At 62.2% G+C, this 20,674-nt stretch carries 20 protein-coding genes and 1 pseudogene; 8 read left to right on the top strand and 13 right to left on the bottom strand.

Features of this window, described 5'->3' with window-relative positions:
* Nucleotides 1–70: 70 nt before the first annotated feature.
* From ACM26W_RS00585 to ACM26W_RS00555, 7 genes are all read left to right on the top strand, one after another.
* Nucleotides 71–853 (top strand): IclR family transcriptional regulator domain-containing protein, encoded by a 783-nt coding sequence (locus ACM26W_RS00585; protein WP_416138944.1) that lies wholly within the window; start codon nucleotides 71–73, stop codon nucleotides 851–853.
* Nucleotides 854–924: 71 nt separating this feature from the next.
* The gene (locus ACM26W_RS00580; RefSeq protein ID WP_416138943.1) at nucleotides 925–1,704 is read left to right on the top strand and encodes an IclR family transcriptional regulator; all 780 of its coding nucleotides are present in this window, start codon (nucleotides 925–927) and stop codon (nucleotides 1,702–1,704) included.
* Between the two features lie 91 nt (nucleotides 1,705–1,795).
* Nucleotides 1,796–2,752 carry an AEC family transporter gene (locus tag ACM26W_RS00575; RefSeq protein ID WP_416138942.1) on the top strand — a complete coding sequence of 319 codons (957 nt, stop codon included), beginning with the start codon at nucleotides 1,796–1,798 and terminating at the stop codon, nucleotides 2,750–2,752.
* 112 nt (nucleotides 2,753–2,864) lie between these two features.
* Complete coding sequence (locus ACM26W_RS00570) at nucleotides 2,865–4,622, top strand: FAD-dependent oxidoreductase (RefSeq protein WP_416138941.1); 1,758 nt, start codon at nucleotides 2,865–2,867, stop codon at nucleotides 4,620–4,622.
* Nucleotides 4,619–5,242: an NIPSNAP family protein gene (locus ACM26W_RS00565; RefSeq protein ID WP_416138940.1), complete on the top strand. Its 624-nt coding sequence runs from the start codon at nucleotides 4,619–4,621 to the stop codon at nucleotides 5,240–5,242. Before ACM26W_RS00570 ends, ACM26W_RS00565 begins: the two co-directional genes overlap by 4 nt.
* A gap of 10 nt (nucleotides 5,243–5,252) precedes the next feature.
* A complete protein-coding gene (locus ACM26W_RS00560; protein ID WP_416138939.1) occupies nucleotides 5,253–6,077 on the top strand; it encodes a sugar phosphate isomerase/epimerase family protein in 825 nt (274 codons plus the stop codon).
* Nucleotides 6,078–6,217: 140 nt separating this feature from the next.
* Nucleotides 6,218–7,102, top strand: coding sequence for a DMT family transporter (locus ACM26W_RS00555; RefSeq protein WP_416138938.1), 885 nt, complete (start codon nucleotides 6,218–6,220; stop codon nucleotides 7,100–7,102).
* 490 nt (nucleotides 7,103–7,592) lie between these two features.
* Here ACM26W_RS00555 and ACM26W_RS00550 read toward each other — a convergent pair whose 3' ends face one another.
* Both ACM26W_RS00550 and ACM26W_RS00545 read right to left on the bottom strand, forming a co-directional pair.
* The gene (locus tag ACM26W_RS00550) at nucleotides 7,593–8,744 is read right to left on the bottom strand and encodes a DcaP family trimeric outer membrane transporter (RefSeq protein WP_416138937.1); all 1,152 of its coding nucleotides are present in this window, start codon (nucleotides 8,742–8,744) and stop codon (nucleotides 7,593–7,595) included.
* A gap of 374 nt (nucleotides 8,745–9,118) precedes the next feature.
* Nucleotides 9,119–9,355 carry a hypothetical protein gene (locus ACM26W_RS00545; protein WP_416138936.1) on the bottom strand — a complete coding sequence of 79 codons (237 nt, stop codon included), beginning with the start codon at nucleotides 9,353–9,355 and terminating at the stop codon, nucleotides 9,119–9,121.
* A 291-nt stretch (nucleotides 9,356–9,646) separates the two neighbouring features.
* Between ACM26W_RS00545 and ACM26W_RS00540 the strand changes: the two are divergent.
* Nucleotides 9,647–10,503 (top strand): annotated as a pseudogene (locus ACM26W_RS00540) (IS5 family transposase).
* Nucleotides 10,504–10,601: 98 nt separating this feature from the next.
* On the opposite strand, the gene ACM26W_RS00535 reads toward ACM26W_RS00540, so the two are convergent.
* From ACM26W_RS00535 to ACM26W_RS00485, 11 genes are all read right to left on the bottom strand, one after another.
* Entirely contained in the window at nucleotides 10,602–11,486 is an 885-nt protein-coding gene (locus ACM26W_RS00535) for an NAD-dependent epimerase/dehydratase family protein (protein WP_416138935.1), read from the bottom strand.
* Nucleotides 11,487–11,611: 125 nt separating this feature from the next.
* A complete protein-coding gene (locus ACM26W_RS00530; RefSeq protein WP_416138933.1) occupies nucleotides 11,612–12,355 on the bottom strand; it encodes an SDR family NAD(P)-dependent oxidoreductase in 744 nt (247 codons plus the stop codon).
* 23 nt (nucleotides 12,356–12,378) lie between these two features.
* Entirely contained in the window at nucleotides 12,379–13,695 is a 1,317-nt protein-coding gene (locus ACM26W_RS00525; RefSeq protein ID WP_416138932.1) for a TRAP transporter large permease, read from the bottom strand.
* Nucleotides 13,688–14,197: a TRAP transporter small permease subunit gene (locus tag ACM26W_RS00520; protein WP_416138931.1), complete on the bottom strand. Its 510-nt coding sequence runs from the start codon at nucleotides 14,195–14,197 to the stop codon at nucleotides 13,688–13,690. Before ACM26W_RS00520 ends, ACM26W_RS00525 begins: the two co-directional genes overlap by 8 nt.
* 113 nt (nucleotides 14,198–14,310) lie before the next feature.
* On the bottom strand, nucleotides 14,311–15,330 hold the full coding sequence (locus ACM26W_RS00515) for a TRAP transporter substrate-binding protein (RefSeq protein WP_416138930.1): 1,020 nt from the start codon (nucleotides 15,328–15,330) through the stop codon (nucleotides 14,311–14,313).
* A 284-nt stretch (nucleotides 15,331–15,614) separates the two neighbouring features.
* Nucleotides 15,615–16,448, bottom strand: coding sequence for a tripartite tricarboxylate transporter substrate binding protein (locus tag ACM26W_RS00510; RefSeq protein ID WP_416140937.1), 834 nt, complete (start codon nucleotides 16,446–16,448; stop codon nucleotides 15,615–15,617).
* On the bottom strand, nucleotides 16,449–16,652 hold the full coding sequence (locus ACM26W_RS00505; protein WP_416138929.1) for a hypothetical protein: 204 nt from the start codon (nucleotides 16,650–16,652) through the stop codon (nucleotides 16,449–16,451).
* An 89-nt stretch (nucleotides 16,653–16,741) separates the two neighbouring features.
* Entirely contained in the window at nucleotides 16,742–17,506 is a 765-nt protein-coding gene (locus ACM26W_RS00500) for an SDR family NAD(P)-dependent oxidoreductase (RefSeq protein ID WP_416138928.1), read from the bottom strand.
* Nucleotides 17,507–17,576: 70 nt separating this feature from the next.
* Nucleotides 17,577–17,840 carry a transposase gene (locus ACM26W_RS00495; protein ID WP_416138927.1) on the bottom strand — a complete coding sequence of 88 codons (264 nt, stop codon included), beginning with the start codon at nucleotides 17,838–17,840 and terminating at the stop codon, nucleotides 17,577–17,579.
* A 71-nt stretch (nucleotides 17,841–17,911) separates the two neighbouring features.
* Entirely contained in the window at nucleotides 17,912–19,753 is a 1,842-nt protein-coding gene (locus ACM26W_RS00490) for an IS66 family transposase (protein WP_416138926.1), read from the bottom strand.
* A 29-nt stretch (nucleotides 19,754–19,782) separates the two neighbouring features.
* Entirely contained in the window at nucleotides 19,783–20,586 is an 804-nt protein-coding gene (locus ACM26W_RS00485) for a reverse transcriptase domain-containing protein (protein WP_416138925.1), read from the bottom strand.
* Nucleotides 20,587–20,674 lie beyond the last annotated feature (88 nt).

Raw genomic sequence — 20,674 nt, 5'->3', positions numbered from 1 at the left:
TGCTAGATTGGGATGAGGCGTCGAGCAACACGACTCAGGATATCGACCAAAGACATGAAGGATGGCAAGCGTGGAACAGGATGAAGCACTGGCACCCGAGGACCGCGACTTCGTTACCGCCCTGGCCAGCGGCCTAGAGGTGATCCTGGCCTTCGACGAGGCCCACCCGCGCATGACGCTCAGCGAAGTGGCCGCGCGCACCGGCATGAATCGCGCCCGCGCCCGGCGCTTCCTGTTGACCCTGCATGCCCTGGGCTACGTGCGCAAGCAGCAGCGCGTCTTCGAGCTGGCGCCCAAGGTGCTGCAGCTGGGCTACGCGTTTCTGTCGGCCAACGACTATCGCAGCGTGATCCAGCAGGTACTTGAGGAGATCACCGGCGAATCGGGGGAATCCTCCTCCCTGGGCGTGCTGGACGGCGACGAGGTCACCTATGTGGCGCGCTCCTCCTCGCGCCACCGACTGATGGCCATCACCCTGGCGGTGGGCACACGCCTGCCGGCGGCTCACACCTCCATGGGGCGCGTGCTGCTGGCCCAGCTACCGGACGAGGAGCTCGACGCCTGGCTTGCGCGGGCGGTGCTGGAGAAGCACACCGAGAAGACCATCACCGACAAGGCCGAGCTCAGGAAATGCATTCTCAAGGCTCGCCAGCAGGGCTACGCCATCGCCGATCAGGAGCTCGACTCCGGCCTGCGCTCCATCGCCGTGCCGGCCTTCGACGCCAACAGCAAGCTGCTCGGCGCCATCAACATCAGCACCAATGCCGCCCGAGTGGCATTCGACACTCTGATGACGGAGTACCTCCCGCTGCTGCAACAGAAGGCCCGCGACATCCGCGCCACCGTCAGTTGAGCATTTCGCGTGCGATGACTTTTCTTGAATAACGTTCTAGAGTAATAGCTTTTGGATAGAGAGATGTCACCATGGCGGGGAGCCTGATCGAACGCACCTTGGGCGTACTTGAAGCCCTCTCCGAGGATGCCAGCGGTCTGCCGCTGCTGGTCATCGCTGAACGCTTGGGCATCCCCAAGAGTGCGGCTCATCGCATCTGTAACGAGCTGATTCGTCTGGGGCATGTTCGCCAGGATCCCATGAGCCAGCGCTACCAGCTCACCACCCGCCTGGTTGCAATGGGGTTTCGCTACTTAGCCAGCACCGGGACCAGCGACCTCATTCAGCCCATCCTCGACCGCCTGGCCGAACAGAGTGGCGAACTGGTTCGGCTCTCTGTGATCGAGGGTGACCACCTGACCTGGATCGCCAAGGCCCAGGGCGCGCGTAGTGGCCTGCGCTATGATCCCGACATGGGTAAAGCGGCGCCGCTGTTCTGTACCGCCAGCGGTCATGCCTGGCTCGCCGCTCTGCCTCCGGAGGAAGCGCTAACGCTGCTTGAGCGACATGGCCTGGAGACCGACCACCCGGTGGGCCCACAGGCACCTCGTAGCCGTGAAGAGGTCATCAAACACCTCGAATGGACCCGAGAGCGCGGTTACAGCTGGGTCAGCGACAGCATGGGCCCCGGCACCACGGCGATGGCGGCCCTGATCCGACACCCTGTCGACAGCCACCCCCAGGGCGTGCTTAGCATCGCTGGTCCAAGCGTGCGCCTGGATGCCGGGCGAGTAGAGGCGCTGGCACCGGCGCTACTGCAGGCCGCTCAGGAACTCTCCCAGGTCGCGCCGACCTCCCCGCTGTTTACCTGAACTGTTTACCTGAGCGTAACGCAGGCCCGCACCATCGCTCACCGAGTGTGCCGGCCCCTACCCTCCCCGGAGCCAAGGCAAGGAGGCCTCCGTGCTCGAAATACTGGTTATCACCACCCCGATCTTCCTGCTGATCGGCGCCGGCTACCTGGCCATGGCCACCCGGTTGGTGAACCGGGAACAGGTACAGGGCATCGGCACCTTCGTACTCTACTTCGCCCTGCCCGCGCTGGTGATCCGAGCCCTGACCCAGACCCCCCTCGAAGAAGTCCTCCAGCCCCACTACCTGCTGGCCTACGGCCTTGGCTCGCTGGCGGTGTTTGGCTTCGCCATGCTGCTGACGCTCAAAGTACAGCACAAGCCACTCAGTGAGGGCGCCATGCATGCCCTCGGCATCTCCGCCTCCAACAGCGGCTTCATCGGCTATCCCGTGGCCGCCATGGTGCTAGGCAGCTCGCCCGCCTCGGTCTTCCTGGCCCTCAACATGCTGATCGAAAACCTGCTGATCATCCCAGCGGCACTAATCCTGGCCGAGGCAGGCCGACAGCGCGGCACCGGGATCGTCACCGCAGTTCGCAAGACGGTCGTGCGCCTGGTGCGCAATCCGATCCTGATCGGTCTGACACTGGGGATGCTGCTGGCAGTAACCGATACCGACCTGCCCCGGCCTCTGGCCCAGGTCGTCGACATGCTGGCCAGCGCCGCCGGTCCTGCGGCACTGTTCGTGATCGGCGGCACCCTGCACGGCCTTCAGGTGCGCGGCATGCTGGGCGATGTCGGCCAGATAGTAGTCGGCAAGCTGATCCTCCATCCCCTCGCGATACTCGGTCTTTTCCTGCTGATGCCGGAGGCGGACCCGATGCTGTTGGCCGGCGCCCTGCTATTCGCCTGCGCGCCGATGATCAGCGTTTATCCGCTGCTCGGCCAGCGCTACGGCATGGCCGGAGTCAGTGCCGCCGCCCTGATGGTCGGTACCTTGGCCGCCTTCGCGACCCTGAGTCTGGCCATCGGCCTGATGAAGCACTACGACCTGCTGCCTGGTGGCTGAGCCCCCTACGCCGGCAACAGGGGGCTCTCGACCAAAAGTCGCCCACGCCCATTGATAAAACTAGAATGATGTTCTACATTTGTACGGAACAGCATTCCAGTGAGGGCCCGACATGGCCGAAGTGCAGGACGACTACGATCTGGTAATAATCGGCTCCGGCGCCGCTGGCCTCTCAGCCGCCGTCACCGCCGCCTATCAGGGCCTCAGGGTTGTAGTGATCGAAAAGGCGGAGACCCTGGGTGGCGCCACCGCCTGGTCCGGGGGCTGGATGTGGGCGCCACTCAACCCCCTGGCCCGCGCCGCCGGCATTCAGGAGGACCCGGATACAGTACGCACCTATCTTCGACACGAACTGGGCGAGCGCTATGATCCGGCCAGGATCAACGCCTTCCTAGACACCGCGCCGAAGATGGTCGAGTTCTTCCACGAAAAAACGGCGCTGCAGTTCGCCGCCGGCAACGCCATCGCCGACATCCATGGCGACACCCCCGGGGCCGGCACCGGCGGCCGCTCGGTGATCGCCGCCCCCTTCGAGGGTCGCGAGCTGAGCCGCAAGACGCTGGCCAAGCTGCGCAAGACCATGCCCGAGACCGCCTTTTTGGGCATGCCGATTCAGGCCGGGCCTGACCTGATGGCGTTTCTGACCGCCACCCGTTCGCTCAAGTCCTTTCTCCATGTGGCCAGGCGCGTCACCCGGCACCTCCTTGATCTGGCCCGTTTCGGTCGCGCCATGCAGTTGGTCAATGGCGTGGCCCTGGTGGGCCGGCTGGCCAAGTCCGCCGACGACCTGGGGGTGGAACTGCGCGTCGCCTCGCCGGCCAAACAGCTGATCCGGGAGGGCGAGCGGGTCACCGGCGTGGTGATCGAGGGCCCAAAGGGCAAAGAGATCCTGACTGCCCGGCGCGGCGTGGTACTGGCCGCCGGCGGCTTCCCCTGGGATGTCGCGCGCCGCCGCGAGCTCTTCCCGCGCACGCCAACGGGCGAGGAGCACTGGCCGCTGCCGCCGCCTTCCGCCAGCGGCGATGGCCTTCGCCTGGGCGAATCGGTCGGCGGCGTAGTCGACACCAGCCTCTACTCGCCGATGGCCTGGGCGCCGGTGTCGCTGGTGCCCTATCGTGACGGCCATGTCGGCCACTTCCCGCATATCATCGATCGCGGCAAGCCGGGCCTGATCGGCGTGCTAAGAAGCGGCAAGCGATTCGTCAACGAAGCCCACGGCTACTACGACTACGTGGACGCCATGGTCAAGGCGGTGCCAGAGGGCGAGGAGCTCTGCTCCTGGCTGATCTGCACCCACCGCTTCCAGCGCCGCTACGGCATCGGCATCACCCGCCCGGCGCCGCTACCCTTCAAGCACTGGATTCGCAAGGGCTATCTCAAGGCAGGACGCACCGTCGAGGAGTTGGCCCGCAACTGCGGCATCGATCCGGACGGGCTCGCGGCCACCGTGGCCGAGTACAACCGCCACGCCGCTCGGGGCGAGGACCCGGAATTCGGCCGCGGTTCCACCCCCTACAACCGCAAGCAGGGCGACCCGGCCCACGGCCCCAACCCCTGCGTGGCGCCGCTGGACCCGGGCCCCTTCTACGCGGTGAAGGTGTTCCCCGGCTGCTTCGGCACCTTCGCCGGCCTCAAGACCAACGAGCACGCCCAGGTGCTCGATGGCACAGACACCCCCATCGCTGGCCTCTATGCGGCCGGCACCGATATGGCCAGCATCATGGGCGGCTACTACCCGGCCGGCGGCATCAATCTCGGTCCGGCCATGACCTTCGGCTATATCGCCGGGCTGCACGCCGCCAGCCAGTATTGCGAGACCGCGCCCGCAGCGAGCGAGCCCGATTATCCAAACCAAGGAGAGACTGCATGAAGTATTTCGAACTGATCACCTTCACCGTGCGCGTGGCGACCCACGGCAAGGCCATGGAGCACATCCAGGACGCCCTCCAGGCCGAGGACATCCAGGGCGAGCTGTTCGGCTGCTGGTATTCCGAGTTGGGCCCCCTCAACCAGGTCGCGGTGCTGCGCGGCTTCGACAGTCTCGAGAGCCGCCAGGCCGAGCGCGACCGCCTGCTGCTGGCCGGCGACCCGCTGGGCATCGAGGAGTTCATGACCGACATGCGCATCGAGGACTACGCCCTCTTCCCCTTCCTCGACGGCATCACCCCGGGCGACTTCGGCCCCTTCTACGAGCTGCGCGTCTACGACGTGCGCCCCTCGGGCCTCAAGGCCACCCTGGATGGCTGGGCCGACGCCGTGCCACCGCGCACCACCGACGACTATTCGCCACTTGCCGCCGCCTTCTATGCCACCAACGGCAAGACGCCGCGCATTATGCACCTCTGGCCCTACAGGACACTCGAGGAGCGCCTGGAGATTCGCACCAAGACCGTCACCGACGGCGTCTGGCCGCCCAAGGGTGGGCCCGCCCAGTTGCTCGACATGCATTCCACGATCTACCTGCCGGCCGCCTTCTCGCCGCTCAAGTGAGGCCTCGACCATGAGCCGACACCCCTACTCCCTGGCCGCCCTCACGGTGCTGGAGCTGTCGCCACCCGAGATGGTGGAGACCGCGGCCCGCGCTGGCTACGACTTCGTGGGCCTGCGGCCCACCCCGGCCACCCCTGAAGAGCCGACTTTCCCGCTACTTATCGATGTCACCTTGCTGCGCGAAACCCGCCGGCGTATCCAGGATACCGGCATCAAGGTGGCCGATATCGAGATCCTGCGCCTCAGGCCCGAGACCCGGGTCCATGACGACTTCGCGCGCTTCGTGGAGGTGGGCGCCGAGCTCGGCGCCAGCGAGATCCTGGTGGCCGGCAACGACGACGACCCCGCGCGGCTGATCGACAACTTCGCCGCCCTCTGCGAGCTGGCCGCCCCCCACGGTCTGCACCCCCACCTGGAGTTCATGCCCTGGACCGGGGTGAAGGACCTCAGTCAGGCTCGCCACATCATCGGCGCGGTGCGCGAAGCCGGTCATACCAACGCCTGCCTACTGGTCGACGCCTTCCACTTCGACCGCTCCCGCAGCCGACTGGAGGACCTGGCCGAGGTGCCCGCCGACTGGATGCGTTATGTGCAGCTGTGCGACGTGCCCGGGCCGATCCCCGACAGCATGGATGAGATCCTGCGCGAGGCCCGCTGCGAGCGGCGCTTCCCCGGCGATGGTCAGGCGGACCTCAAGGGCCTGCTCGCGGTAATCCCGCCGACGGTGCCACTCAGCCTGGAGATTCCCACCGATGCCCTTCGCCAGCAGGGGGTCAGTGCCCTGGAACGAGCCCGCACGGCCCTGGAGAAGGCCCGCCTGCTGGTCGGCGACTGACGCCACCTTCGTCTCGGCACCACTCGCCGCCCCGCAGCCTTCTGCCGGGCGGCTATTTTATTAGCAGGCTAGCTTGCCGCCTGCTAATATTAGAACTTGGTTCCGCTGCCCACCCTACCTTCACACTTTGCCGGAGTTCCATGCCGTCATCTCCCGCCAAGGTCATACCTGGCGATCGCCCATTGCTTGGCATCGGCTACATGCTGATCGCCGGTCTGCTGTTCGTGATGCTGGACAGCACCGCCAAATGGCTGACCCAGACCCACTCACCGGTGCAGGTACTGTGGGCACGCTACGCCGGCCATATGGTTATCCTGGCCAGTTACCTGCTGTGGCTGGGCCTGGCGAAAAGCCGCCCCTTGCTCGTCACCGAATCCCTCGGCGGCCAGTGCCTGCGCGGTCTGCTCCTGGGACTGGCCAGCCTGTTGGCCTACCTATCGCTGCGTGAGCTGCCCCTACTGCAGGTCTATGTCTTCCATTTCGGTGCACCGCTGCTGGTCACCCTGCTGGCGGTGCCGCTGCTGGGCGAGCGGGTGGACAGGGCCCGCGGCTTGGCGGTGATGTTGGGCTTTCTCGGCGTGCTGATAGCGGTGGGCCCGGTGGACTGGCGTACCCAACCGATTGCCCTGCTGCCCTTCGGCATGGCGTTCTGCTTCGCCCTCTACCAGCTCAGCACACGTCGCTTCGGCCGCCACGATCATCCACTGGCCTCACTCTGGTATGCCGGGCTGGCCGGCGCCCTGGCCAGCAGCGTCGCGGTACCCTTCTTCTGGACCCCCATCGGCCTCGCAGAGCTGACGCTGTTCCTGGCCATCGGCCTGATCGGCGCCACCAGCCAGCTGGCGCTGATCCTTGCCATGCGCCACGCCCCCGCCTCCCTGGCGTCACCCTTCCTCTACCTGCAGATCGTCTGGGCCTCGCTGTTCGGCTTCGTGCTGTTCGGTGACGTTCCGCCCCTCATTACCTACCTGGGGGCCAGCCTGATCATCGCTGCAGGCATCTTCCTGGCCACCCGGCGCGGCTGAGCCATCCCCCTGCTCGATGCACCACATCGAGCAGGAGCGAGAGTTACCCCCATCCTTTCACACCACTGGGCATGCGGTTCCGTACCACAGCCGTTAATGAGGAACGAGTAAGCCATCTTACCCCACGATCATTCCCTGCTGACTGAACCATCGGTTGAGCACGGGCATAGCCCCTGTGCAGGGCACCTGCATTGTACCAACGCCCTCGCCCGTTTCCCGTTGATATCCAGGCACGATGAGCGTCCAGACCCAGCACTTGTAGTTTTCGGCGCAGAGTCCACGGACACTTCCATTACCGCCAGATCTCTCAGCGCAGTCGGGGTCATATCCATTGATCCAGCTGGACTTTCACCCCCACCACTCTCGGTAACAGCGCCAGTCAGGCGCTGCGCGCTATGCCTGGCGCAAACAAAAAAACCCGCGCCTGAGCGCGGGAAATGACCACATCAGCACAGCTAACAAGGAACAAAGTCAGGTTGATGCGCGGACCTCAGAAGTTGTAGGTCACGCTTCCCTGGAGCCGCCAGGCATCCCCACTGTCTCCGGCCACCGTCTTACGCTCGACATGGGCCAGCTCAACTCCATATGAAATCCGTTGAGCGGGCGACCAGAGGTAGTTGAGATGGATCAACTGACGCGCCTTGTCCTGGGCAGCAACATCCGCGCCTGCCGTCTCGGCATCGTCCCAGTCTGCGGAGGCATAGGAGTAGGCCAGATTGACACTGCCGGGGCCAACCTGCTGACTGATGCCCACAGTGCCTCCCCAGGCAGAAAGGCTCTCGAGCTGGTCGCCATCGCGGTAGGCAGCCGGTGCAGGTGAGTTATTAAGGTAGCCGCCAATTCCATCGCCCCCTGCCACCAGGGCCCGCAGCGTAGTGCTCTGCGCCACTTCAACGTTGCCACCGACGAAGAGCCCCCACCCTGTTGCCGCATCGTCACGCTCGCCATCATCGAACGCGACCTGACGCAACAGGGCACCCGCGGCATAGTTGATGTTGCCCATGCCCGACTCATAGCGCAGCGTCAGGTCCGGCAGGCTGTTCTGACGCTCACTGCCCTCACCCAGGTAGGAGGCCCCTGATACCGCACCGTTCGGGGCCTCCAAGGCCACGTGAAAGTCACCCGCCGAATAGCGAAGCTGGGCCTGGCGGTTGACACCGGCGCGGCCGATCTGACCGGTGAAGTCCAGCGTTGGGATATCGCCCACAAAAGACCCGAAGTTGGTCCAGAGTTGGCCAGCAGTTATGCCGTTCCAGGAGCCATAGGCATGGCGCAGGCGAAAGCCACCACCACCATCTCCGTAGAAGTCCCCTTCGATCACGGTGATCAGGTCACTCTGACCCGTGGGTGTGCTCGTGCGAACACCTAACCGACTCTGCCAGGCATGCATGGCAGCATGGCCACTGGAGGTCGCCTCATCCCCCACTGCCAGGTTAGCAAAGCCGATGGAATTCCCCAGCCCACTCGAGGTGGGCTTGATGTCACCCCGGTCATAGGTGGCATCAAGCTTGGCATAGCCGTATACCGACGCCGAAGTGTCACCGACTTCAATCTCGACAGCCGAAACGGCCGTAGCAACGGCAAAGGTGAGAAGTGTCAGAGAGCCCGTTACAAAACGTTTGCAAGTCATGGTCTGCATCATTTTCTCATTTGTGATTATTGGGTTAAGTGGCGTAGAGAGACAGCGGCTGTGTGCCAGTACGGCCAGTTAGGCTGCAGGTCACGACACCATGGGTTCGCAAGGCGAACAACTGTTCTCAATTTGAAATTAGAATAAAGTTCCACTATCAGTCAACACGGCTGAGATGTTCACATAGCGAATAATAAAAACTCTCAGTAAAACAATGGGTAATGCATATGCCGGCGAAGAGAGCAAGACTAAAGAACTAGAACATCGTTCCAAGAAATCTTCCCGCTATCTCACCAGCGACCTAATAAGACGTGTGGATGTGTCTGACCAGGGTGGCGCCTCCTCCACATCCAGATGTGCGGCAGGGCACCGTCCGGCACGATGCTTCAGGGTCGCCTGATAACCCATTCCTCCGGCGAGCGCTCCGGGGAGCTCGCCTCGTACATAGCCCGGGCGGTAATAGACTGCCAGTGCTGCAGGTACACCTGAGCCTCCTCGCCGAAGAGGTGCATCGGCATAGCTCTGACATTGCCCAAGAAGGCCCGGAAGCCGCGGGTCTCCACGGCCTCAGCGTAAGCCGCCTCCAGGATCGACTTGATGTGGCCGGGGGTATCCTTGTGCACATAGGTCCCCTTGGAAGGGCCAGTAGGGCATGTAGGGCTCGGGAACAGGGGGCAGCTCGGTGAGTGCCGGCATGTTCAGACCATCGCTAGCGGTCAGTTGACGCTGATCCTTGCAATGCGCCATGCCATCGCCTTCTTGTCTTAACCCTTCCTCAACCTGCAGATCGTCTGGGCCTCGCTGTTCAGCTTCGTTTTGTTCGGTGACGTTCACCCTCCCGATCAGCTGGCTAGACTTTGTCCGAAAACTCGAATTTTCTGATGTCACCTATGCCGCAGAAGCATAGGTGACACATGGCAGGACGTTACGAGATCTACGACAGCGGCTTGGCCCTCATCAAGGACATCGTCTCGCCTCCGAAGAGGACGGGGCGTCCTCGCTGTGAAGACCGCCAGGTGTTGAACGGCATTTTCTGTATCCCCTGCTCGGGCGCCAAATGGATCGATCCGCCAGAGCGCTAAGGCCCGTGGAAGATCGTCTATGACCACTTCTTCCTATGGCGCGATGACGGCACCTTCGAGGCCATCCTGGCGCGTCTCCAGCTCCACTTTCGAGCAGATAGTCTGATGGACCTGGACACTTGGATGATCGACTCGACGTCGAACCACGCTCCCCTTTTTACCGCCTCTGGAGGCGGTAAAAAGGGGAGCGTCAAGAACCCATAGAGCATGCCCTGGCCCGGAGTCGAGCCGGCCTTACGATCAAGATACACATGGTCTGTGACCGGCACGGGTTACCACTGGCCTTCACGCTCTCACCTGGGCAGAACTGGGATACACGCCACTTCATCCCTGTCATGGAACACGTTCATCTGCCTGGAAGCAGGGGCAGACCAAGTAAGCGCTGCCGTTACATCGTGGGGGACAAGAGCTATGATAGCGATCCGCTTCGCCACTACTGCGACAGCCACTGTATGAAGCTGGTCATTACCCGGCGCAAGATGAGGCGAAAACCTTGTCCTGGCGTGCCGAGGGGCTTTGACAAACCCCGGTATCGCGACAGGAATATCATCGAGCGGTGTTCCGGATGGATCAAAGTACTTCGCCGTATCTGAACCCGACACGTTAAATTGGCCAGTAGTTTCAGGGCCATGGTATGCCTGGCGTGCATTGACCGTTGCCTGCGAGCAGACTTTTCGGACAAAGCCTAAGTGCAACCATAATCATGACCGCAGAAAGCTTTCTCGCCTGAATTCAAGCATTGACGTCTCGCACCCCAAGGCTGGCATTATCCACTCACAACGACCTGTCATCGCCGGTAAAAGTTGAGGGTCTGGGATAGTCCGTCTCGCAGACCGGTTCGCGGCAAGTCTCCCAGGACTGGCGCCAATTCGCTCGCCTCGAGTTCGGCATGGATGGATAACGCCTCTCCGGTCGTCTCCAGCGCGGCCTCGGGCGCCTGTCGGCGGATCTCAGAGATCAACTGTGCAACACTCGCCGTTTCACCGCACAGGTTGAAGACATGGGCGCCCGAATAGTCCCGTGTGACTGCCGCTTCGAAGGCCGCCGCCACGTCGTCAACGAAGATGAAATCGGCCATTCCTGTGAAGGGAATCGTGTAGGGCTGTCGTGCCATGGCGGCCCGACAGGCCAGGGTTGGGCCGGCACTCAATCCCCGCTCGCGTCCCGGCCCATAGATCACCAGGGGACGAAAACCAATACTGGAAATGCCCTCATCCTGGAAATAGGCCCGGGCACAGCCTTCGCAGGCCAGCTTGAAGGCGCCGTAATGGGTCATTGGGTACGGCGTGCCCCCATCGTCGGGCCCGAACACTCCCGCGCTACTGGCATAGGCCAGGCGGCGCAGGCCATGTCGTTTGGCTGCCTCGAAGAGGTTCAGGGTACCGATCAGGTTAACCTGTGCGCCGAGTCGAGGGTCGTCGCGGCACGCCGGCGTCAACAGGGCCGCCAGATGGATGACGGCATCACAGCCCGCAACGGCCGCCATGACATCTTCACTTACGCTGACATCCCCCAGCAGCCATTCGATCCGATCGAGAGGCCCCGCAATACTCTCGACCAGACGGGGGTCGCCGCTGCGATCGAGGACACGTACCTCGTACCCCCCCTTCAACAGTCGCCGAATGATCCAAGCCCCCAGGAAACCGCTGCCACCGCTTATAAGGACTCTCATTATGCCTCCAAGGTGCCCGCGGACACTGACAGATGATGGTGTCGACTCATAGTGTCGAAGCCTCGCTCGCTGGCCCCGACGATATCGCCGAGGGGGTCAGTGGCCTCTTGCGGTTCCGCCCCCAATTAGTAGGTGGCTCGCCCTCCGCTGATATCAACTACGGCACCGGTAGTGAAGGAGTTCTCACGACAACAGAGCCAAGCTGAGAGCGACGCGATCTCCTCAACGGTAACGAACCGGCCACGCGGAATTTTGGCGAGCACCGCCGCGATATAGTCGTCCGACATCTCGAGCATCAGGTCAGTCTTGGCTGCAGCAGGCGTAATACAGTTCACCGCGATATCTTGGCCGGCGAGCTCCTTGCCGAGCGACTTGGTCATCGCAATCACGGCTGCCTTAGAAGCGCTATACGCCGAACCATTGGCATTACCCTCCTTGCCGGCGACCGATGCGATATTGAGTACCCGGCCATAGCCACTCCGGATCATCTCGGGAACGACCGCTCGGCAGGCGTGGAAGGTCCCATCCAAATTAACCCGCTGCACTCGCACCCACTGGTCCAGCGGATACTCCCACAAAGGACAGTCCGGCCCCACGACTCCAGCAGAATTCACTAGCACATCTACTCTGCCAAAAATCTCCAGGGTGCGATCCAGCGCGTGCTGGACCGAACGATAGTCACTCACATCGACTTCGAGCGCGGCGTGCCCCCGCCCGGCACCCAGGGTCTCCTCCGGTGCTGCAGGGTTACTGTCCCAGATCACAACCCTTGCGCCGGACTTGGCAAGCCGCCTAGCGATCGCCAATCCGATACCCTTGGCACCGCCGGTAATAACGGAAATCTGGTCCTGAAAGTCATAAAGATTCATTGCGTAATCGACTCCAAGCGAGGCTACTTGATGTGGGATCCCACTAGGGAGAGCGCGATATCCGGGAAGGCGATGATGAGTGCCAAGACCGCCAGCATGGCCATCAGGAAGGGCAGGACACCGAGTACCACATCGGTGATCGGCCCGACGGGGCCATCGCCGGCGAGCCGTTGCCTCACCCCCTGGAGGACGAAGAGGTTCATACCCACCGGCGGGGTGATCAGGGCCAGCTCCACCAGGATGACCACGATGATGCCGAACCACACCAGATCGACATTGGCCGCCACCAGCACCGGCAGAAAGATCGGCAGCGTGGCCACCACGATGGCCAGGCCATCCATCACCGTGCCGAGGAGGATGAACACCACGCAGAGCAGGATGATCAGTTGCAGCTGCGACAGCCCGAGGGCGGTGACCCAGGCCGAAATAGCCGCCGGGATACCGACGAAGGAGAGCACGAACTGCAGCAGGAAGGCCGCGACGACGATCAGGATCACCATGCAGCTGGTCACCGCTGTCGAGACGAAGGTCTCGGACAGCATGCGCAGTGAGGCACGCCGCTTGCAGCAGGCGATCAGGAAGGCCCCGGTCACGCCATAGGCCGCCGCTTCGACGGAGGTCGCCACCCCCGTATAGATCGAGCCGAGGACGACGCCAATCAGGCCGACGATGGGGAGGATCTTCAGGATGCCTGTCACCAGCCCCTTCAGGCTGGCCTTACCACCGGCGTGGCGCACACGGCCGGGAGCGGCGAAGGAGAACACCGCCACGACGCCGAGGAAGGCGGCCAGCATGATCAGCCCCGGCACGATGGCGGCGATATAAAGCTGCCCGATCGACACCTCGGCGACGAGCCCGTAGACGATCATGATGATGCTGGGCGGGATCAGCACCCCGAGTGTCCCGCCCGAGGCGATGGAGCCCAGCGAGATCTTCTCGCTGTAGCCATGCTTGCGCATCGCCGGCATCGCCACGGAGCCGATGGTTGAGGTCGTGGCCACGCTGGAGCCGGAGACCGCCGCGAAGACCCCGGAGGCGAAGATGTTGGTGTGCATCAGCCCGCCGGGCAGGCGGCTCAGCATCTTCGAGAAGGTCTCGTAGAGGTCATCGGTCATTCCGCTGCGCAGCAGGATCTCGCCCATCATGATGTACAGAGGCACTACGATGATCGTCAGGCTACTGTGAGAGGCCCAGGACACATGGCCGAAGAAGTCCCAGATGGGACCGATGAAGATCAGCCCCACCACCAGGGCCGCCGTGCCCAAGACGACGGCCACATGCAGCCCGAGCACGAAGCCGACCAGCAGGAACAGAATCAGGGCAATGGCGATCTCAAGCATGAGCGATCCCCCCCCGAGCAGGCAGGAGCGCGGCGATGACCAGCCTGGCCGCCTGGAGGCTCAGCAGGACATAGCCGAGCGCCATGATGCTCTGGGGAATGAAGAGCGGTAATGAGACGATCGCCTGAGGGATGTGTGACCCGAGACGGTAGGACTCGTAGGCGTTGCCGACCGCCTGCCAGGCGAGCACCGAGGCGAGCGCCAGCATGCTGACGAAGGCGAAGAAGTCCGAGAGACGATTGAGTCGCCTGGGATAGAAGGTCTTGAGTACGTCGATCCGGACATGGGCATTCATCGACAGGGCATATGCCAGCGGCAGGGTGCCAACCATGACGATGACGAAGGATGCTGCAGTGTCTGATATCCCGGAGAAGGGACCGCCCAGGCGCCGACTGGTCACGTCGATGGTCATGAAGAAGGCCAACAGGAGTACCGCTGCCCCACTCAGTAAGGCCAGGGCATGCGTCAGGGGAAGCGCAGTCTGGCTGGCTCGATGATTCATCGCGCTATCACTCCATAACAGGAACTGGGGCCAGCCAGGCGTGCCGATCGGCGTGGTGACCCGGAGGTAGGTAAGGGGATGAGCGCCATCCCCTCGGCTGAGGACACGAGGCGTCACTCGATACGAGTGCCACTCAAGGGAGCGATATGGGCATTGAAACTGTGTGCGGCCTCGTCGCGGTCCGAGACGCGAGTCGGCCACCAGGGCAGCACCACCTCCTGGGAGGCACGCTGGATGTCGCTCCACCAGGCCTCGGGCAACTGGGCGCGATCGAGGTTCATGCCATTCGCTTGGGCGATCTCGAAGCCCAGCTCGGCATTCCTCATACCCAGGCGCCAGCCCTCGTTACTGAACTCGTCGGCGAACCCTTCGATCGCGGCCTGGACCTCGTCGGGAAGGGCGTCCCAGGTACGCTGACTGACGACGATGTAGCCCGAGGCCGGTGCGATGCCGATATCCGAGACATGGCTGGTGGTTTCCCAGAGGCTCATCCTTCCGATATGTTCGGCCCCGGTGACCATGCCGTCGATCAGACCGCGCTGTAGAGCGCCGTAGAGTTCGGTCATCGGCAGGCTCATAGGCTCTGCCCCGAGCTCTTCGAGATACTTGGCCTGACTAGAGGAGAAGACGCGGATCTTCTTGCCTTCCAGGTCGCTTAGCTCATCCACGGGGAAGGTGGAGTAGAGGTGCATGGGCCCCCAGGCGAAACTGGAGATGACCTTGCCTCCCATCCGATCCTCGTTTTCCGCCACCACATGGGTCATCCACGCATCTGTAATCTCCTGATAGTCATCATAGTTCGACGCCAGTCCGGGAAGCTCAGAGGCCTCGATCATGGGGAAGTCACCCGACACATAACCGGTGGTGATCTCGGCGAAGTCGATCATCCCCGAACGCAGTACCCGGAGGAACTCCGTGCCCGACATCCCGAGTTCGTCTGCGGTGACGATCTCCAGCGAGTAGCGGCCATCCGTCTCCTTCTGGAGTCGCTCGTCCAACCAGTGCCACTTCTTGTAGCTCTCCCCGGTGCGATGCAGGGCAACCGACCGCAGTGTCTTGGTATCGCTCGCCTGGGCCTGCTGCGTGATGCCTGCCAAGCCCGGCAGTGAGACGGCGAACCCGGCACCGAGCAAGACACTCAGGCAAAGGGAAGCGACAGGGCTGCTAGCCCGTGGACTTGCATTCAGGTTATGCATGCTGCACCTCGTCTTGTTGGCGTTATGGCGGTGGGGGTGTTCAGGTTGAGGACAAGGCCGCTCTCTGGTCGAGAGCGGCAACCAAAAATATGAACACAATTCCAAAAGTAGCATCGTTCTGATTTGGACATATGTTCAACTTTAGTCTGCCAGCAGGGGACAGACGGCCACGGCTCTCAGCCGATCATGATCGGGCGCAGGGGCGGAAACACGCGAGTGTGTCATGGCCGTCGGATAGCGAACTCCGCGGGCGACTGGTCAAGCGAGCCCGCCTCGTGCATCGCCCAGGCGGTGATCGACTGCCAGCGTTCCAAATACTCCTGCGCCTCCTCGCCGGATAGGTTCATAGGCATGGCTCCGACATTATCCAGGAAGGCCTGGAAGCCCTCGGTTTCCACGGCCTCGGCATAGGCCGCCTCGAGGATCGCCTTGATATGGTCGGGAGTGTCCTTATGCACGTAGGCTCCCTTGAAGGATCCATAAGGCATGTATGGAGCTAAATCAGGGATCAGCTCGGTGACAGCCGGCATATCCGGATAAGCATCGAGTCGGTTGGCGTCGAGGACGGCCAGAGCCCGCAGCCGCCCGGAGTTGATGTACTCACGGGTCGAAGAGAGACTGGAAGGCATAAAGTCGATATGGCCTCCTTGCAGGGCAGTAATGCCCGGCCCCTCGCCGGCAAAGGTGACATGGCGCACGTCGAAGTCGACCAGACTGCTAACCAGGGCATGGGTGGTAGCAGCCAGGCTTGCCGCCCCCTGGGTGCCCATGCGCAGCTTGCCAGGGTTCTCCTGGATATGGGCCATCAGCTCCTCCATAGTCTCGAAGGGACTGTTGGACGGCACCACGAAGACCACGATATCGACGCTGGTGATATTGATCGGATGCAGCGCGGCGTAGTCGAAATCGGCGAGCCCCAGCAGGGGAAAGAGCTGAGGATTCTCGGCGCCATAGAGGATGCTATAGCCATCCGCACGCTGGTTCATTACGTGATTGGTACCGATCACCCCGGTGCCCCCAGGGCGGTTGGTGAGGATGATCGTCTTGCCTAGAATCTACTCCACATGAGGTGTCAAACCCCGGGCGATGACATCGGTGGAGCCACCGGCGCCCCATTGGATGGTTCCCTGGATATTGCGCGTGGGATAGTCGGCCAACGCGGCCCCGACCATCAGCATGGTACTGGCGGAGACGGCGAATCTGGCTTGTGTCAGGCCTTTCATAAGGTATATCTCTAAATTGTGGTTGTGTTGGGTCATTACGCAGTCGTGTTCGAGCTTACGGCGTCGGAAATACATGTCATTCGGGGAAGTGCCACCGACTTCCTTGGTCGGCGGCGAAGGATGCATCAGTCTTGTAGGCTCGCCTCCGGGGCCCCTAAGGCACTCCAGCCGCCGTCGGCAACAAGCACACTACCGGTGATGAAGCTGGCTTGGGGCGATGCCAGGAATGCAATGGCCTCGGCGACCTCCTCTGGTTCTGCCAGCCTCCCCATAGGGGTTCTGGACTCGAGGGTGGCGATGTCGATGGCGCCGCGCCTCTCCAGTTCCTCGATTAAGTCGGTACGAACATAGCCCGGGGCGATGGCATTCACGCGAATGCCACGCCGAGCCCATTCGCAGGCCATCGAACGAGTCATGCCGAGTACTCCAGCCTTGGCTGCGGCATAGGCGTTACGGGTGGGGATGCCGCCCAATGCGGCGATGGAGCTCAGGTTGACGATGGAACCCTGCCCCCGAGCCAGCATCTCGCCGGCAACCGCCTGGGTAACCAGGAAGGTCCCGTTCACATTCACTCGGAGCACCCGCTCGAAGGCCGCCCCGGACTGAACCAGGGTCTCCCCCGTCTGATCAGCGATTCCAGCGTTGTTTATCAGCACGTCGATGCGACCGTAGTCCGCCACCACCCGCTCGACCATGCCTCCAGCTTGTGCCACGTCGGTGATGTCAACGCCCAGACCCAGGTGACCTTGGCCCAACTCCTCGGCCCGAGCCACGGCAGCCCGACCGTCAAGGTCGACAATTACCACATGGGGGAAGTCCCACGCGAGGCGACGAGAAGTGGCCCAGCCGATACCCTTGGCACCGCCGGTGACCACAGCCACCGCGCTCATGGCACCACCCATTCGTTGAGTACGTCGATACGTAACCGGTCATTCCAAGGCGTCTCAGATACCGCTTGCGTTACACATCCCGTAGTGGCTGGATCAGCCCCGCCGAGACCTTCCACTGGCGGTTGTCTTCCGACTGTACGATGACCGTCTTGCGGTTGATCTTGATGACGCGGCCGAAGATTTGCCCCTCGCGGGTCGCGAAGGAGACGGCCTGCCCCAAGGTCAGGCGGCTCAGCACGTCCATCTCCTGACGGGCCTGGAGTTCTTCGATCCGGCGGCAGATGGGCTGGTTGAGTTCCAGCAGTTGGTCAAGGCTCAGGTCGTCAATACGCATGGCGGCGGGCAGATCTCGGGATTTCGGGTAGGCAGGCGCTTACCTTGCCCCATGACCTGCCAGCTGTCGATTCAGCGCTCGATGTCTGAGCGGAGGGGGTCGTCGGCGAACAGGGCCTTCCAGCGCCGCGGGGTCAACTCGTCGGTGCGCGAGGCGGGGTGAATCGCCACCCGCTGCAGCACGTCGACCAGGTAGGTGTAGGGATCGACATCGTGCAGACGGCAGGTCGTCAGCAGGCTCTGCACGATGCCGACATGCTCGGCACCGATCTCGCTCCAGCAGAACAGCCAGTTGCGGCGACCCATGGGAATGCAGCGCAGCCCACGCTCCAGATGGTTGGTGTCGATCGACACCTCGGGATCGGACAGGAACACCTCCAGGCTCCGCCGGCGCTTCAGCGCGTACTCGACGGCTCGGCGCAGCGGGTGGCGAGGTTCCAGATCGTCACGATGCAGTTGGTGGTCACACCATTGCCAGAAGGCACGGACCCGCGGTTCGCTGTAGTCGGTGCGGGCCTTGAGCTTGTCCGGCCCTTCGCGGCCCTTCTCGCGGATCCAGGTCTCGATCTCATAGACCCCGGCGATCCGCAGTAGGGCTTCCTCGACCGCCTCGTCGCTGCCGAGGGCCTTCTCGAAGTGCCTGCGCGCGTGGGCCTTATGTGGAGCTCCACATAAGGCCCATGGGCGAAGTTCCTTCTCCAGGTCAAGGGCGCATTCCCGCAACCGCTCAACGTCGATTTTAAGATACACGGCCGTTGAGTCGGTATTGGCATGGCCCAGGATGTCAGAGATGACTGCCAAGGGCGTTTGCTGTTCCAGCAAGACGCTGGCCAACGTATGCCGTAGCGCGTGCATGCCGCGTTTCTTATTGGCAGGCAACGAAACGTGCGCTAACTTACGGTACTTCTCCAGGAGTTGGTGAAGGTGATCATCGTCTGCAAAGGGCTCCAGTGGAGCAAGATGCCGTAAAAAGAGATGAGGCGAATTCACTCGGGGACGACCGTGCTTCAAGTAATCAATAATCGCCCAACCGACGTCGGGTAACAGAGGAAGACTGAGCACCTGACCGGTCTTTGAGGCCACAAACTCGATCCGATGTTCGCTCCAGTGCAGGTCTGCAATCTGTAAATGCTTGACATCCATGGTGCGCAGACCCAATCGGGCGACCAGCAGGATCATAGCGTAGTCCCGCTTGCCGGTGGGATTACCCCGGTCAATTGCGTTCAGCACTTGGTTTACTTGCTCTGCTGTCCACGCGGACGGAATGCGTGCATGTTTGTGCACTGTAATGGTAGGGATCGTGTCCGCCAAGTCCTCAGCATGCTGTTCCGAGGCACGGAGGTGACGCAAAAATGAGCGCAGGGCGCGGCACTGCAATTCAACTGTCTTGGCCTGATAGCCAAGCCACGTCAGTATATAGGACTCGCAATGCTCAGCGGTAATCTGGGTACAGTCTGTTACGCCTCGTGACTCCAGAAAGCTGAGGAACTTTTCAGCACCCTTACGATAATGTCCTTGGGTCGACCGAGAATACTGCCGCTGCTGGCAATCAGTGATAAACGAAGATAAAATGCACCTAAAAGTGTCGGTTTGCAATAATTCTCGATGTTTATAATAACGGCGAAGAATACAACGGTGTTGCTGGAAGTCGCCCAACATACGAACGACTCGCCCAATGTTCACCAAACCTTGCGTCAGACTTCCGTTTTTCTCTCGTTCCAGAAAGTTGTATCGCGTTTCCAGAAAGCGCAGACCCAGTTCTTCTGTGACAAAATCACTATGTTCGGCTTCCAGAAATAGGGCGATCTTGGCCCACATTCTGCGATAGAACCGGATCGTCGGTTTGGTGTAATCCAGTCGTATCAATTCCCGTTCAAGATCTGTTGTTAGTTGAGAAAAGGGTTGCAGATTCATTACAGTTCCTCCCAGGGGGTGTAGAGAGGTCACGATGACCTCTCCTTACACATCATGGGAGGGATGTTATGGAAAGTATATTGGTCACCCCGAGGCGCAGTATCCGTGATGTAGCGGTTTACTTTGCATAAACCCCCCTGGGGCGTACCCTGCTGGCGTGGCGCGGTCAGGCCATGCTGGAATAGGCCGGCTTCCAGGTAGCGACGAACCAGGCGCAGCACTCGCTTGTCGTGAACGCGGCGCGCGACCCGTGCCATCAGCAGGTCGTGGTTCACTCGGTCGAAGAAGGCTTCCAGATCGATATCGACCACCCAACGGTGGCCGGCGGCGACGTGGGCCTTCATGGCCGAGACGGCCTGCTGGGCACTGCGCTTGGGGCGATAGCCGTAGCTCGACGCCGAGAACGTCGGGTCGAAGATCGGCGTCAGAACCTGCAACAGCGCCTGCTGGATCAGCCGGTCGGTGACCGTGGGGATGCCGAGCTGTCGCGCCCCGCCCTTGGGCTTGGGGATCTCGACGGCTCGGACCGGGCTGGGGTGGTACTCACCGGCCAGCAACCGCTCGCGCAGTGTCGGCCAGTACTGTTTCAGGTGGTCGGCCAACTGGTCCACCGTCATGCCATCGGCACCCGGCGCCCCCTTGTTGGCGACCACCCTACGGTAAGCCCTCGCCATGTTAGCCTTCTCTACCACGGCCTCCATGAGCGGGACAGGCTCCGCTTTCGTCCACGATGACGACGCCGGGACCGTCTCGACGCCCACCGGCCGGGACGCGGGGTACTGCCCCTGCCCCTCTGGGTGGGTGACGGTATCAGCGCCAGTTTCTGTCTTCATGATCGATCCTCGAGACGTCATCGCCTACTCGCGGTTCTTCATGTTCGGCCCTTGGTGCCGCGGTAAACCGGCACTTACTATGGCCTCT

The organism is Halomonas sp. HK25 (assembly GCF_047795635.1).
GTDB lineage: Bacteria > Pseudomonadota > Gammaproteobacteria > Pseudomonadales > Halomonadaceae > Halomonas.
Note: the sequence above shows the minus strand (reverse complement) of the source record. Positions and strands in the feature narration are given on the sequence as shown.